A 14,442-nucleotide genomic window follows, 5' to 3' on the forward strand; every position below is an offset into this window, starting at 1 on the left:
CATAAAAAGTGTACGAGGCGGTGCCAAAGTACGTTCTTTAAAAGTTGAGGGATTATGTTCGGTAAAATCCTTAATTCTCGAGTAAAGTTTGATTTTAGACTGGCTGTCGCTGTGGCCTTGCTTCCGGCGATGGCATTTTCTGCTCCTGCCGTGGGTAAGGTTCGTTCTGCCTTGGGTACTGTGGACCGTATCAAGATTAAGCAGAGTGAATGGTCCGCCCTTCGCGTGGGGGCCCACGTCTATCAGTCTGACCGCGTTCGTACTGGCGTGGAATCCGAAGTGATTTTTGGCCTTCCTGATGGAAGCTCCATTACTATTGCCGAAAATGCTGAAGTCGAAATGACTAACCTTCTTGAACCAAATAACGAAGGTGGCTTTGAAACCCGCCTCGATATTAAGAAGGGGCACCTTAACTTTGCTGTTCCCAAACTGCTGAAGGACAAGTCCAAGTTCATCTTCAAGACCGGAACTGCAACGGCATCTATCCGTGGTACTGAAGGTTATATTGGCGGCGAAGGCGTTTTCTTTGCTGGTCTGAAGACCGGTAAGCTGGAAATTTCTCCCAACGGTAGCGAACAGAGCGTGGCCATCGTTGCTGGCGAAACGACTTTCGGAACCGACTCCCTGGTGGTCTTGAAGTTGGCTTCTTCCGGTGAAGCTCGCTTTGCCAAGAAAATCGAGAAACTTCTGGCCGACAAGTCCAAGAATGTTGCCGACTTGATTCCCGAAATTCAGAAGGCTGACTCGACCTATCAGGAAGAACTGAAGGAAGAAGCTCGTAAGGCAGCCCAGTCCCTTCCCGAAAACGGTTTCTCTGTTTCTACGAATTCTCCGGTGGATGTCTGTGACCAGGGCCTGATGGTAGAAGGCTTCTACCGTACCAAGGACGAAGCGGCTACCCTTATTCTCAAGGTTGGCAATTCCTATCAGTCTGCAAACCTGATCCGTGTTGCCGATGGCGTATCTCATTCCTTTGCCCAGAAGGTTGTCCTGACCGATGCAAATGGTCTGTGGAATGTCAATAAGGCTACTCTAACCTTTATGAGTGCCGGTTCTGTTACTTCCAAGACAATCGATATCAATGTCAACAAGGCCTGTTCCGAGGTTAACACCAAGGCTCCCGTGGTGACTATTTCTGCCTACGATTCTCTGCGCTGCTCTGCAACTGCCTCGGTGAGCGAAATGCAGAATGATGCAGGCGATGTTTCTGTGGAAATGGAAGGATCTCCTATTTCTGGATTGTCCATTACCAAGAATGCTCAGCATCGTGTCAAGCTGATTCCTGGCAATCATGAATACTTTGTAAGAGTCAAGGATCAGGCCGGTAACGTTTCTACGATTTCCAAGTTTATGGGATGCTATCCCAAGAAGCGTTTCAGCGTAGATGTTATCGGTGGTAATCGACAGCTTCTGAATCCTCCGCCTCCTCCGCCGGGAATGGATAATCGTATCACCCAGACATTACAGTTTAGAATAAAGATGTCTGAAAATAATCCGACTTATCTGTATAAGGTTGTTGTAAAACAGAATGGAAAAACTATATTACAAGAAACCCAATCCCAGATCCAAGGCTTGGATTATCAGATTCCTGTGGAATTGAATCGTGAATCCGTCAACAAGTTCGATATTGAAGTCATTCACAAGAGCGGATATAGGGTAAAGGCTAAGAAGGTTTACGAGGTCCGTTAATGAATTTTAGAGTTCATGCTCTAATGACGATTTTTGCAGCAGCACTCCACGTGAGTGCTTTTGCTGTTGAAACGGAATTGGGGGGCGTTTTTTCGGGTTTCATAAAGAAGGAAGGTTCTCCTTACCTTGTTAAGGAGACGTTGATTGTTCCTGATGGCAAGTCCGTTTTGGTGGAACCTGGTGTTGTCGTGAAATTTGCTGAAGGGGCTGGCCTGGATATCCGGGGTGGTTCCTTGGCTGTCGTGGGCGACTTGAACAAGCCTGTAATTTTTACGTCTGAAGATGAATCGGGTACCTGGAACGGTATTTCCATTACGGGTGTCAAGAAATCTGAAGCGCAGTACCTGCAGGTGGTGAATGCTGAATTTGGCTTTGCTGTAGAAAGCGGTGTGCTGGAACTTCGTGACGTCACCATCGACAATCCGCAGCAGGCGGGTGTCTATGTGCGAAATGGCTCTGCGGAAATGCAGTGGAGCAAGATCCGTAATGGCGTCAATATTGGAGTCTGGGCAACTCAAAGTGCCGAGGTGACTCTTGATGGTTCCACCTTAGAGAATAACCGAGTGGCCTTGGTTTCTGCAGAAGGTTCTTCTGTGATGTTGCAGCGTTCCAAGTTGCTGAACAATAAGATTGCCGTTCTCGACTTTGGACACAACGACCTTAAACAGCGGAATTCCCTGATTCAAGGCAGCAAGATCGGATATTTGTCTAAGGATTTGCCGTCTGCAGACATTAAGCGTTCCTTGAATGACAACGAAACTGCTGTCGCCCAGAATGTGGATGGCGTTGCGGAAAATTTGGGTGATGAACCTCGCAATCCCTATGCTGACGGAACAAAATCGTATAACATGTTTAGCGGAATCGGAGAAGTGGATCCTTGGAAGGTTTCAGGAAACCTGGCTCTCGATGTTGGTTACCATAAGGTGTTGATGCGCCATAATCCTACAGGTGCGGACTACCTTGCTGGTCGTGATACGGTAAAGCCTGGTGACTATTATAAGAACTATTTCCAGGTTCCGGGCTTGTTTGCCAACTGGAATGCCAGCATGGTGATGGAATCTCCTTCGGGCCAGACCATCGAATTTAATGCAGACATTTCTAATGATTCCTGGGATAAGTTTAAGGTATATACTCTGCAGATGGTTTATACCGACCAGATGAATTCCTTTACTCTGGGTGATTTTTCTCTGAGTGCCGGAGACACGTACCTGGCAGGCATTAATGCCTTTGGCGCCATGTATCAGCTGAATCTCTTTAAGAACGCCGCAGGAGAACCTCTGTTTGTGGGTACTGCCTTTGCTGGTGAAGCTCAGGCTCCCAAGATTGTTGGCGAACGCAATTATGACTTGTACAACGAATATATTGAAGACGGCGAAGCCGAAGCTCAGAACATCGTGGTGGGTGGTCGCGTTCGCTGGAATATGCACCGTCGCTTCAATGGAACCTTGGGCTTTATCGGTAGCAAGGATTACCTGGAAGATCCGTTCTTTAGGGATGGTCAGCCTGGTGATGTAAATACCGTGGACCCGCTGGTAACGTCCCGTAATTTCTTCGCCGATGGTAACTGGCTGTTCTTCCCTGGTGATATCAAGTTAAATGGCCAGATTGCTGTTGGTGCCGCAGATACGGCAAACGCGGCGAAGATTCGTGCGATTAACCAGGTGTTCCTGGGCGCCGGTCTGGATGCCTCTAACTTGGGCTTGCTCAATAAGCTGATGAAGAATCCCCAAGAGGTGAATGGCCTGTCTCGCGACCAGTTGGCATCTATTTTTGGCGAAAGCAGCATGCTTACTCCTTCCGAGATGCGTGAAGAATTGCGCAAACTTCTTGACAAGGCTTCTAGAGTCGCAAAGAATACCGTGGTTCAGGATCTTGACCCTACCAGCGGAGAATTGTGGGATCACAACCATGTGGCCTTGGCTGGATCATATGAATGGTCTAACGAGAATACGTTTATTGAAGGCTTCATGCGTTATGTGGGCAAGGAATACTACAGCGCCGGTTCTCCGGACTTGCAGCAGAATTCCCGAATGGTCGGTGGTAATTTGCGACAGAAAATCTTTGACTTCTGGCGATTCTCCTTTGGCTACGTCATGAATGTTGAAAATGCTGCCGGCGAAGGCTCCAGCTATAACATCATGGGCATGGGCGAAGGTACCAAGTGGGGTATGTTCTCTGGTGCAGAAAAGGATTGGCTGGAGGAACATGAACAGGACGAAAATAGAACGCTCTACACTCATGACGCCTATGTAGGAAACCAGTTTAGGCTGAACAAGAATATTGACCTTTCTCTTCGCTATGCCGTGAACTATAGGACTCGCAGTACCGCCCAGAGACTGTACGCCAACTACAGTGTCAATTCCGGTATTTATAACGATGACTGGTTTAAGGCAAGGGATGGCCGTCCTACAGTGGATGTGATTAACGGAAATGACACTTTGAAGATTGACTCTGCCCACTGGGCCCATTACTATGGCTTGTCTAAGTACGAATATCTGGCTACGCAGTTTGATGAAAAGATCTTAAGACATCATGCCCAGATCGGTTTGACATTTAAGTTGCCGATGAACGTTTTGAAGGTTGGCGCCTCCCTTATGGTTCGCAAGGATTATTCGGAATTTGTTCAGGATAAGTTGCTGAACGGTCTGGACTTGTCTGATGAATCTTTCGGTATTCTCGGATATCAATTCCATGGCAGTGAATTCTTTGAACAGCGCTATCCTATTTCTCTGGCAACGACTGTTGGCGGATTCAAGAATGTGCTGTCTGTGACTCCCCGTTACAAGATTTTCAATCGCAACAACATGACTGAATTTGAATGGATCCTGGATGAAAATATGACGTTCCCCATGGCAAACCAGTTCCTGGAACTGACCTTGAATGGTGGCGTTCGTCAGAATTTCCTGGACTACGAAGTCAGAAAGCAGAAAATGGATGAAATGGAATTGGATCTGAATGGTTCTGTAGCTCTGCGCGTAAATCATTCCGATAAACTTTATACGGTTTGGACTCTTGGTACGGTCATGAATTACAGACCCGACAATCTGGCTGACGAATATAAGGACCTTTATATTATTGCATCCCTGAATTACTCATTCTAGTTATGTTGCATATCGGTTGTCATCTTTCTTCTTCGAGCGGTTTCCTTGCAATGGGGCAGACCGCTCTTTCTATTGGTGCAGATACATTCCAGTTTTTTACCAGGAATCCTCGTGGCGGTGCGGCCAAGCCTTTTGACAAGGCGGATGCTTTAAAACTGGTTGAATTGCTGGAAGCGAATCAGTTTGTCCCCATTTTGGCCCATGCTCCCTATACGTTGAACGCCTGTGCTGCAGATGAAGGCTTGCGTCAGTACGCAGAAGATGTAATGGCCGATGATATTTTCCGTATGGATCATTTTCCTGGAGCGATGTACAACTTCCATCCCGGAAGTCATGTGAAGCAGGGGGCTGAAGTCGGTATCGAATTTATTTCGGCTATGCTGAACCGTCTGCTGAAACCGTCCCAGAAGACGACTGTCCTGCTGGAGACCATGGCTGGAAAGGGCTCTGAAGTGGGTCGAACCTTTGAGGAATTGAAGGCTATTCTCGATAGGGTAGAACTTTCTAGCAAGATGGGTGTCTGCATGGATACCTGCCATGTCTTTGATGGTGGTTACGATATTGTGGATCATCTGGACGATGTGCTGGAGCTGTTTGACAGGGTGATTGGTCTGGACAAGCTGAAGGCGATACATCTGAACGATAGCAAGAATCCCATGGGTAGCCATAAGGATCGCCACGAGGTTATTGGTGGCGGTTTTATTGGCTTGGAAGCTTTAACCCGTGTGGTAAATCATCCTTCCTTAAAAAATTTGCCGTTCTATCTTGAAACCCCCAATGAATTGCCAGGCTACGCAGCCGAAATCGCCTTGATGCGGAGTCGGTTCCAAGAGTAAACGTTATTTTCAAATAAAGGAGTCCATTTGTCGGGCTCCTTTAATATATTCTTAGGGTATGGACGCCCAAGAACAGTTAAACATGCCGATTCGATATAACCATATAGGTTATTTGCCTAATGGTCCCAAGGTTTTCTTTTTGAATCCCCGCTGCCTAGATGTGGAGGAGTCTCAATGGCCGATGCTGTATTACCGTATTGTCGGTGCGTCGGGTTTTGCTGATTACAAGGGCTGTTTTGAAAAGGGCTCTTTCAAAAATGACGGCGTCTGCGGTTATACGGGGGAATCCCTCTGGAGCGGAACTTTTTCCAATGTTCACGAAACGGGCTCCTATCGTATTCTGATTTTCTTGGGTAGAAATTCCGGTAATGACCGTCTGCTTTTTGAGTCGCCTGCATTTGAAATTTCTGATGACTGGGTTCTTAGACAGCTGAAGGCCAACATCAAATCTTTTTATTTTCAGCGTAGCGGTGTTGAGCTGACCCGTGAATTTGCAGGACCGTGGGCAAGGCCTGCAGCCCATTTTGACGACTGCATCAAGTTTCATGCCTCCATGAACCGCGAAGGCGTGTGGAATGCCCATGGTGGCTGGTATGATGCCGGTGATTATGGCAAGTACATTGTGAATGGTGGCGTTTCTGTAGGAACCCTTTTGCTTGCCTGCGAACTGTGTGATGAACGTTTGCGCCAAAAGAAGGCTAAGGGAACTCTTGCCGAAGATGTGATCAACGAAGGTGGAACCTTCAATTTGCCTTTTAGTCTGAAAGATGAAATTCGTTTTGAACTGGATTTCTTCTTGAAAATGCAGGATGAAGATGGGGGCGTTTTTTTCAAGGTGACTCCCGAACGTTGGGATGGCTTTGTGACTCCGACGGTTTCTGATTCCACGCAGAAGCGTTTGATTCTTGGTAAGTCAACTACATCGACCTTGAATTTTGCTGGGTGTATGGCTGCGGCCAACCGCGTCTATCGTGGTTCCGACCGCGCTTTTTCCAATCGGTGTCTGGGGGCTTCTATTCGGGCCTATCAGTGGGCTTGCAGGAATCCTGAGGCGGATTGGCCTCATAATACAGAAGGCAGTGGCGGCTATGGAGACTCCTGTTATACGGATGAGTTTTTCTGGGTCCGCAGCATGCTTTATCGTGAGTTGCAAGGCGTGAAGAGTTTCCCGAAAAAGTCCATGGATAGTTTGCGTTCAATCCTCTTGAAGGATATGGATAAGAACAAGATCAAGCTGGGACTGGACTGGCGTGATACCCAGAATTTTGGGTGGATTGCTCTGGCCTTGCAGGACTTTGACGTGGAACTTCGAGATCGAGCCCGTAAGACTCTAGAGGGTGCCGCCGCCGAGATAATTCGCTTACAGCAGGCGGATCCTTACGGATTGTCGATACGGAGTTTTATCTGGGGTAGCAATGGTGAAATTTCTAACCATGCGCTAACCTTGATGGTTGTAAACACCTGGCGGAAAACCGTAGAGGGGCAATCCTTGATTAAGTGGAGCCAGGAACAGTTGAATTTTGTCTATGGACGTAATCCGTTGAATGTCTGCTTTGTGACGGGATCTGCCTGGAGTTCGCCTAAACGCCCTCATCATCGTTTGAGCCATTCAGACAAGGTGGTGGACCCTATTCCGGGGTTGCTTGTGGGGGGAATCAATGCGGATCGTCAGGACTTGCATCGTTTTCCGACATATCCTAATGAATTGCCCGGATACTCTTACTCCGATGAACAGTGTTCCTTTGCCAGTAATGAAACAGCCATCAACTGGAACGCTCCGTTGACGGCTGTATTGGCTTTACTCGTTGCTTATAACTGAGTCTGTTTTTTCTTTAGCAGGCTCGGGAATGGTATCCACGGCCTTGCTTTTTTCTGAAACCTTTGGAATCAAGGACTGCAAATCTACAACAGGATTTTTCTGTTCTTCAAATTTCTTGAGGGACTGAATCCTTTTGTAGAAGGCGGAATCATTGGGTGTTAGAATTCCTGCCGGCCAGAGTTCAAATGTGGCCATAGCCAAGGCTGCCCATTCTCTAATCCAGGTCTTGCGGGATTCGCGATTGGTGTACCAGGAATCGGCGTTGTACTGATAATGGTGGATGTCTACGGTCTTGTATACAGGTTTTTCTCCAGAAAGGGTCGAGAATATTTTCTTGACTCGGTGGGAGGCGGCTGCGGAAGTCAGCAGCAAGACCGTGTCGGCATTGTGTTTCTTTAGCCAGGGGATAATGGTGAAGGCTTCGCCGATGGTGGAGGCATCGTCGTGAGGGGCGAGGAAGACCGCGTTGCTGTCGAAACTTCCTAATCTCATAAATTCTTCGACGTAGAATTCCGCGTTGCTGCGGTTGCGTAGGCAACGTCTGCCTAAAATCAAGACGGAGTCGGCCTGGCCATTAGCGACAAGGTCTGCTGCGTAGTCAATACGTTCCAGGTCTGCTGATTGTCCGTCGAGAACGGCAACCCAGGTAACGTGGTTTATTTCGTCATCGTCAACCAGCCAATGGCCGCTTTCTGTGATGACCAGATAGAAAAGGATGATGACAATGACTGCTGCCGCTGCGATGAGGCTTGCAATAATGCGGCGTGCGCGGATCTGCTTTTTGCTGAGAGACTTTGCCAATTGAAACTCCTAATATTTAGGAACCTGTCTTGTAGAGTACAGCATCCTCTCCATCGGAATAGTACTTCTTGCGGGTGCCATAAATTTTGAAACCGTTCTTCTCGTAGAATCGTCTTGCCTTTTCGTTACCGACTCGGACTTCCAGAAAGCAACAGTCTCCTTCCGCGAAATTTAGCTGGCTGAATCCTGCGTCCAGAAGTTGCTGACCGATTCCCTTTTGCTGTTGATGGCCTTGGGTGGCGATACTTAACAATTCGGAGTCGGGGCCTAGGATATGGAAAATTGCGTAGCCGAGAATAGCTGGTTGCGGTTCGTTGTCGGATTCGTACACCAGACAGCTGGCGTAATTTGCGCGGATCTCGCTGGCGAACTGTTTTTCGTTCCATTCCTGAAACTGCAGTTCTTCCTGTATGGAAAGAACTGCTGGAATGTCTGCAATTTCCATTTTGCGGATTGACATCGATTCTCGGGTAAAACTCTATTTGAGTTTTTCGAAGTAAGATGGCTGGATGTAGTTGGCTTCCTGAATCAGACTGGGCGGAACCTTGGTAAATAGGGACGTCCACATGTTCAGAGGCTTGCCGGTGTCAAGAACGGCGGCTGCCGCGATTTCTGCAAACAGTGCGCTCAAGGTTTCATCGGCGGAGGCCGCTTCATCCACAACGACGGTCTTTACGGGATGTGCCTTAAGGCGTTCTACTACTTCGGTGGTCTCGATAAAGCTTTCTTCGGCCTTGCCATCAACTGTCTGACGTAAGTACCAGTAACCAGGGCGTGCACGGATTACCACGGCGACTTCGGCTGAATTGTCGTTACCGCCAAAGCATTCCAGAGCCTGCAAGGTACTGACTCCACAAAGTTCACGTTTGCCGCTAAAGCAAAGTCCCTGACAGAAAGCGACTCCCGTACGGAGACCGCTAAAGGATCCCGGTCCCACAGTGACTAGCACTCGCTTGATGTCGTCTAGCTTTGCGCCTACGCGGGCAAGCAGATCGTCTAGAATAGCGGATGCGGTTTCGCCACGGGCAGAAGCATCTACAGTCTCCTGGTACAATCCAGACGTGCTGTCGGATAATCCCATGGAAATCCCCTTACGGGAAGTATCTACAAAAAGATCAAGTTTCATTTGCTCTCATTTACAAAGTATGAATTATGAAGTACGAGACTAAATAATCGCGGCCTTGCCGCCTTACTTGATCTAATAATTCATAATTCGTAAGGCTAGTGTAAAGCGGAAAGGATAAAGCGTAAAGAAGAATCTATATCCTTTAACCTTTAACCTTTAACCTTTATTTATCCTCTTACCTCTTAATGTACAGGCTCTTTTCGATAATCATGTCGATGAGCTGGCTGTAGGTAATACCGTTGCAGGCGGCCTGCTGGGGCAAGAGGCTTGTGGGGGTCATGCCGGGCAGGGTGTTGGTTTCGATAGCGAACAGTTCACCGTCCTTGGTAATGCGGACGTCGGTACGGCTATAGCCTGCACCACCCAGAGCGTAGTGAGCGTTCTTCACCAGTTCCTGGATGCGTGCGGTCAGTTCCGGAGCAAATTCAGCCGGGGTCACTTCCTTACATTCGCCGTTGTACTTGGCTTCGTAGTCGAAGTATTCGCGGGTGGTCATGCGCATTTCGGTAGGCGGCAGGGGCTTTTCACCTTCGATGTAGCCGCAGCTAGCTTCGCCACCGGCAATGAACTTTTCGCAGAGGAGGCGGTTGGAATCCTTGAACAGGTCCTGGGCGATCTTGCCTGCTTCGTCAAGATCCTTGGCGATGCCGATACCGATGGAGGAGCCGCCCAGCGGGTCCTTGATGACCAGGGGGAAGCCCAGTTCGTCAGCAACACTTACCAGGGTGTCGCCAGTAAAGTCGTGCTTGAATATCACGCGGTAGGGCGGAGTGGGAATGCCGTTGGCGCGATAGATTTCCTTGGACTTGATCTTATCCATGGCCAGAGCGGAAGCCAAAAGACCGCAACCGGTGTAGGGGATACCCCAGTTTTCAAGAAGAGCCTGCACATGGCCGTCTTCGCCCCACTTGCCGTGGAGTGCCAGGAAGGCGATGTCGGCGTCGGGAAGTTCAGAAAGGGCGGGGTTCTTCTTGGTGTTGGCGGCAGTGCCTTCCAGACCGCGGAAGTAATTCACGGAGAAATTGTCCTTCTGGTAGGGGGACAGCTCGCGGGAAGACCAGTGCCAGGTGCCATCCTTGTCGATAAGAACCGGGTGGATGTTGTATTTGTCGGGATTCATGGCGCGGACCACACCGGTACCGCTAACTACAGAAACATCATGTTCGGTGGACGGACCACCCATCAAAACGAGAACGCGCATGCGTGCCATATAAAACCTCTTGAAAATCTTACCTTGACAATGTAGTAAATATACAGTGGTTAGTGGTTAGTGACCTGCATCCCGAAGCCCAAACCTCTAGGAGCGAAGCTCCGACCTCATACCTCAAGCGAAGCGTTCCTCAAATGTCCCAATGTGTTTACGGGGGAAAACTTTTTTGCGTCCAGTTTTTTTGTTTCTGGGTTTTGCTATGTATATTTCTAAAAAAAGAGGTAAAATATGAAGGTCTTTGTTACCGGTGGAACTGGTTTTATTGGTCACTATGTAGTCCGTGCCTTGCTTGCCAAGGGGCATGAAGTGGTTATCGCCACGCGTCATCCTAATAAGGTTCCTTCTTTACAGAAAATTCCCCAGGTTAGCTTTGTTGAATGTGCTTTAACCGACTTTGAAAAGATGGCTCAGGGCTTGGTGGGCTGCGATGCTTGTATCCATGTGGCTCTGGGGTGGGGTGAGACTCCCTCTACCATGCTGATGAACGATACCCGTGCGACCGTTAATTTGTTGGAAAGTGCGGCGGCAGCGGGGTGCAAGAAGTTTATTTATACCAGCAGTACCGCAGCCATGGGACGTATACGTCCTGTAATGCGGGAAGTAACCTGCAATCTGCCCATGGATCTCTATGGGGCTACCAAGGCCGCAGGCGAAGCTTTTGTGCTGGGATTTTCCCATGGTTACGGGGATCAGTTCCCCAAGGTGGAAATGGCTCGCAATATTATCCGCCCGGGGTATACTTTCGGTAATCCCGCTTACCCTGATGGTTGCTGCCAGCCGGACCGTCGCTTCTTCGATATCGTAAAGGCCGTCAAGGAAAACCGCGACATCAATATTATCAAGAATGATGGTACCCAGTTTATTTTTGCTGGTCATCAGGCTGAACTTTATGTGAATCTTCTGGAATCCGACTTGAATGAGGAAATCTTCCTCGGTATGTCTGAATGCTGGGTGAGCTGGAAGGAAATTGCCCAGATGGCTCTTTCTTTGAAGCCGGATTCCACTTCTAAAATTGTGGAGAAGGATTTGGGTTGGGGCGATGATCCGATTCTGTTCGATGTCAGCAAGATTAAGGATCGTTTTGGCCTAGCTTTTGATCCCCATGAACAGCTGATGGAACATGTGAAGTGGACCTTTGACCAGGTCTAGTAAAAAAAGGCCTTCCATTGGAAAGCCTTTTTAGCGTAAAGCGTTAATTAGCGTAAAGCGGAAAGGTTAAAGCGTAAAGGAATATCTTTAATCTTTCTCCTTTCACCTATATCCTAGTTAGCCGCAGCGATTCTTGCTGGCGTCAATACCGATATAGTCGGGATAGTCGTTGTTGAAGCAGGCGGCGCAGTAATTTTCGCCTTCGCCGGTACATTCCTTCATACCTTCTACGCTGAGGTAACCCAGGCTTTCTACGCCCAGCATCTTTGCGATTTCGTCGGGAGTCATGGAACTGGCTGCAAGTTCGCCCTGGCTGGGGAAGTCCATGCCGAAGAAACAGGGGTGTGCTACCGGAGGTGATGCAATACGGATGTGGACTTCGAGAGCGCCTGCATCGCGGAGCATCTTGGAAAGGATCTTCAGAGTGGTTCCGCGGACGATGGAGTCTTCCACCACGCAGACGCGCTTGTTCTTGAGAACGCCTTCGATGGGGTTGAACTTCAGTTTCACCTTCTGTTCGCGGACGTTCTGGGTGGGGTCGATGAAGGTACGGCCCACATAATGGTTACGGAGCAAGCCAATTTCAAAGCGGATGCCGCTGGCCTGTGCGTAGCCCAGGGCTGCGGTAGTGGCACTGTCCGGAACGGAAATGACGATGTCTGCGTCTACGGGACATTCCTTGGCCAGCTGCTTGCCCATCTTGCGGCGGACCTTGTCGCAGGACTGCTCGAAGATCTTGGAGTCCGGACGGCTGAAGTAGATGTACTCGAAAATACAGTGGGCCAGACGGTCCTTCTGGGTGAAACGTTCGGAATGGAGGCCGTTATTGGTAATGGTCAGGAATTCGCCGGGCTGGATATCGCGAACGTAGTTGGCTCCCAGCAAATCGAAAGCGCAGGTTTCGGAGGCCACGCACCAGGATTTTCCCATGCGGGCGATGCTTAGGGGGCGGAAGCCGAAGCCGTCGCGGGCCACGTACATGGTGTCCTTGCTGATGAATATCAGACAAAAACAGCCGGTGAATTTGGTAATAGCTTTCTTGATTGCTTGTCCCAAGTCATCGGCTTCTGTGCGTGCGATTTCATGAAGAAGAATTTCTGAGTCTGAGGTGGTCTGGAAGATGTGACCTTCGTTTTCCATTTCCTGACGCAGTTCGGTGGCGTTGGTGATGTTACCGTTGTGAACTACTGCCAGCTGGCCCCACTTGCAGCTCACCAAAATGGGCTGGGCGTTTGCCAAGGTGCTTGCGCCAGTGGTGCTGTAACGAACGTGGCCGATGCAGGTGTTACCCGGGCATTCGTCTACGTTGTGTTCTTGCAGGAGGGTGGAAACCAGACCCATGGACTTACGGACGCGAATCTTGTCGCCGTCGGTCACTGCAAAGCCTGCGGATTCCTGGCCGCGGTGCTGCAGAGCGTACAGACCCATGGTAACATTGCGGACTACGTTCTCGCCATTGAAAATGCCGATGACGCCGCATTCTTCATGAATTTCTTCGAGCATAACGCCTCTTTGGAAATGAAATTCCCTCTGCCTCAGGGGCCGTAGCTCACCGCATTTGGTGCAAGCAAGGGAATCAAGCGGCAAAAAAGTTAAACTCTGCCGAAAAGGACGTTAAGGGTCTTTTTTTGTTATTTTTTGACGAATTTTGCCTAAAAAAGCGGTTTTTTTACAGACTGTGTAAAAACGAACCTTTTTTCAAGTTTGCTTTTACATTTTCTGTCACCCATATTTTGGGCTTTCGGTCTATATTGCCGTGCTGATCACCAGGGCGATTAGGCCAACAAACATGGATATCTTGACTAGCTTCTGGGATTTGCGGTAGTTCTGTTTTTGTGTCTGGATAAGAATTGTCGCAAATGTGGGGGTCAGGGTCGCCAGGGTTAGAATCAGAAAAATGGTGGAATAATATCCTTGGATCGTGGGAAGGGGGAGGAGCATCCAGGTAAAGATCAGGATGGCTCCGGCCAGGCGTCGTGCTGTAGGGGCGCCTGCGGCAATGGGGAAGGTGATGATGCCTGCCATCAGGTCGCCAGATTCGTCTTCAAGGTCCTTGTAGATTTCGCGGACGGTGGTCAGCAGGAATGCAAACATCATGGCGGGGTACAGAAATCCGAATTTCGCACTCAGGCTCATGGGTTCAATGTCGGTTTCTCTGGGGATAATCGGGTAGATGAGAGTGAGGATTAGCGGGGTCGTGCATAGGAATGCCACGGTCATGTTCTTCAGCAGGGGAATGTGCTTGAGCTTCTTGTTGTAGGCGATAAGCAAAAGGACAAGAGCCGCAAAGAACAGGGAGGGCGTCGCATAGGCTCCGGATAAAATGCCGTCGGCAAGTCCGCACGCAACGGTAAGAATTGCCATGACGATCCATGCTGTTTTTGCCGCGCCAACGCTGATTCGGCCACTGGGGAGAGGACGGTTCGGTCGATTCTTCTTGTCGCTTTCAAAATCAAGAACGTCGTTTTGAATATTGCCAAATCCGATGGCGCACGCAAAGCCCAAAATTTGGAGACTCAGGGTTGTAAAGCTGATGCCGCGAACGGTAACTCCCTCATCAACTCCGGGAAAAATTCCCAGTAAAAAATACCCAACTACCAAGGTAACCGAGGCTATGGCAATGTTGACAGGACGAGTCATTTTGATTAAGGTCATGAGCATATTTGAAAGATAGAAAGATGAAAAAATGAAAATTTTCATTTATGGTCTAA

Annotated in this window: 11 protein-coding genes; 5 read left to right on the forward strand and 6 right to left on the reverse strand. The window is 49.0% G+C overall.

Annotation, left to right across the window (positions count from 1 at the left end; genetic code table 11):
- The first annotated feature begins 54 nt into the window (after window positions 1-54).
- Genes BUB73_RS07365 through BUB73_RS07380 form a run of 4 tightly spaced genes read left to right on the forward strand, consistent with a single transcriptional unit; the run spans window position 55 to window position 7,445 of the window.
- A complete protein-coding gene (locus BUB73_RS07365) occupies window positions 55-1,689 on the forward strand; it encodes a FecR family protein (RefSeq protein ID WP_073236788.1) in 1,635 nt (544 codons plus the stop codon).
- The gene (locus tag BUB73_RS07370) at window positions 1,689-4,790 is read left to right on the forward strand and encodes a right-handed parallel beta-helix repeat-containing protein (protein WP_139259145.1); all 3,102 of its coding nucleotides are present in this window, start codon (window positions 1,689-1,691) and stop codon (window positions 4,788-4,790) included. The genes BUB73_RS07365 and BUB73_RS07370 overlap by 1 nt, the downstream gene beginning before the upstream one ends.
- A gap of 2 nt (window positions 4,791-4,792) precedes the next feature.
- Entirely contained in the window at window positions 4,793-5,626 is an 834-nt protein-coding gene (locus BUB73_RS07375) for a deoxyribonuclease IV (RefSeq protein WP_073284764.1), read from the forward strand.
- Window positions 5,627-5,684: 58 nt separating this feature from the next.
- A complete protein-coding gene (locus BUB73_RS07380) occupies window positions 5,685-7,445 on the forward strand; it encodes a glycoside hydrolase family 9 protein (RefSeq protein ID WP_073284767.1) in 1,761 nt (586 codons plus the stop codon).
- Here BUB73_RS07380 and BUB73_RS07385 read toward each other — a convergent pair.
- From BUB73_RS07385 to BUB73_RS07400, 4 genes are all read right to left on the reverse strand, one after another.
- Window positions 7,425-8,246: a YdcF family protein gene (locus tag BUB73_RS07385; protein ID WP_073284769.1), complete on the reverse strand. Its 822-nt coding sequence runs from the start codon at window positions 8,244-8,246 to the stop codon at window positions 7,425-7,427. The two genes, BUB73_RS07380 and BUB73_RS07385, sit on opposite strands and share 21 nt — an antisense overlap.
- Window positions 8,247-8,262: 16 nt before the next feature.
- Complete coding sequence (rimI, locus tag BUB73_RS07390) at window positions 8,263-8,706, reverse strand: ribosomal protein S18-alanine N-acetyltransferase (protein ID WP_073284772.1); 444 nt, start codon at window positions 8,704-8,706, stop codon at window positions 8,263-8,265.
- 18 nt (window positions 8,707-8,724) lie between these two features.
- Window positions 8,725-9,372, reverse strand: coding sequence for a tRNA (adenosine(37)-N6)-threonylcarbamoyltransferase complex dimerization subunit type 1 TsaB (tsaB, locus tag BUB73_RS07395; RefSeq protein ID WP_073284775.1), 648 nt, complete (start codon window positions 9,370-9,372; stop codon window positions 8,725-8,727).
- Between the two features lie 175 nt (window positions 9,373-9,547).
- Window positions 9,548-10,582: a D-alanine--D-alanine ligase family protein gene (locus BUB73_RS07400; RefSeq protein WP_073159930.1), complete on the reverse strand. Its 1,035-nt coding sequence runs from the start codon at window positions 10,580-10,582 to the stop codon at window positions 9,548-9,550.
- A gap of 228 nt (window positions 10,583-10,810) precedes the next feature.
- Here BUB73_RS07400 and BUB73_RS07405 point away from each other — a divergent pair, with 228 nt between their 5' ends.
- The gene (locus BUB73_RS07405; RefSeq protein ID WP_073159932.1) at window positions 10,811-11,731 is read left to right on the forward strand and encodes an NAD-dependent epimerase/dehydratase family protein; all 921 of its coding nucleotides are present in this window, start codon (window positions 10,811-10,813) and stop codon (window positions 11,729-11,731) included.
- 117 nt (window positions 11,732-11,848) lie between these two features.
- Here the strand turns inward: BUB73_RS07405 and purF are convergent, their stop codons facing one another.
- Together purF and BUB73_RS07415 are read right to left on the reverse strand one after the other, a co-directional pair.
- On the reverse strand, window positions 11,849-13,234 hold the full coding sequence (purF, locus tag BUB73_RS07410) for an amidophosphoribosyltransferase (RefSeq protein ID WP_073159934.1): 1,386 nt from the start codon (window positions 13,232-13,234) through the stop codon (window positions 11,849-11,851).
- 243 nt (window positions 13,235-13,477) lie between these two features.
- Complete coding sequence (locus tag BUB73_RS07415; protein ID WP_249269332.1) at window positions 13,478-14,371, reverse strand: geranylgeranylglycerol-phosphate geranylgeranyltransferase; 894 nt, start codon at window positions 14,369-14,371, stop codon at window positions 13,478-13,480.
- Window positions 14,372-14,442 lie beyond the last annotated feature (71 nt).

The organism is Fibrobacter sp. UWH6 (assembly GCF_900142465.1).
Classification (GTDB): domain Bacteria; phylum Fibrobacterota; class Fibrobacteria; order Fibrobacterales; family Fibrobacteraceae; genus Fibrobacter.

What these genes read in the sequence shown, in the direction of transcription:
- BUB73_RS07365 (WP_073236788.1), top strand. Translation starts at nt 55, where the DNA reads ATGTTCGGTAAAATCCTTAATTCTCGAGTAAAGTTTGATTTTAGACTG.
- BUB73_RS07370 (WP_139259145.1), top strand. Translation starts at nt 1,689, where the DNA reads ATGAATTTTAGAGTTCATGCTCTAATGACGATTTTTGCAGCAGCACTC.
- BUB73_RS07375 (WP_073284764.1), top strand. Translation starts at nt 4,793, where the DNA reads ATGTTGCATATCGGTTGTCATCTTTCTTCTTCGAGCGGTTTCCTTGCA.
- BUB73_RS07380 (WP_073284767.1), top strand. Translation starts at nt 5,685, where the DNA reads ATGGACGCCCAAGAACAGTTAAACATGCCGATTCGATATAACCATATA.
- rimI (WP_073284772.1), bottom strand. Translation starts at nt 8,706, where the DNA reads ATGTCAATCCGCAAAATGGAAATTGCAGACATTCCAGCAGTTCTTTCC.
- tsaB (WP_073284775.1), bottom strand. Translation starts at nt 9,372, where the DNA reads ATGAAACTTGATCTTTTTGTAGATACTTCCCGTAAGGGGATTTCCATG.
- BUB73_RS07400 (WP_073159930.1), bottom strand. Translation starts at nt 10,582, where the DNA reads ATGGCACGCATGCGCGTTCTCGTTTTGATGGGTGGTCCGTCCACCGAA.
- BUB73_RS07405 (WP_073159932.1), top strand. Translation starts at nt 10,811, where the DNA reads ATGAAGGTCTTTGTTACCGGTGGAACTGGTTTTATTGGTCACTATGTA.
- purF (WP_073159934.1), bottom strand. Translation starts at nt 13,234, where the DNA reads ATGCTCGAAGAAATTCATGAAGAATGCGGCGTCATCGGCATTTTCAAT.
- BUB73_RS07415 (WP_249269332.1), bottom strand. Translation starts at nt 14,371, where the DNA reads ATGACTCGTCCTGTCAACATTGCCATAGCCTCGGTTACCTTGGTAGTT.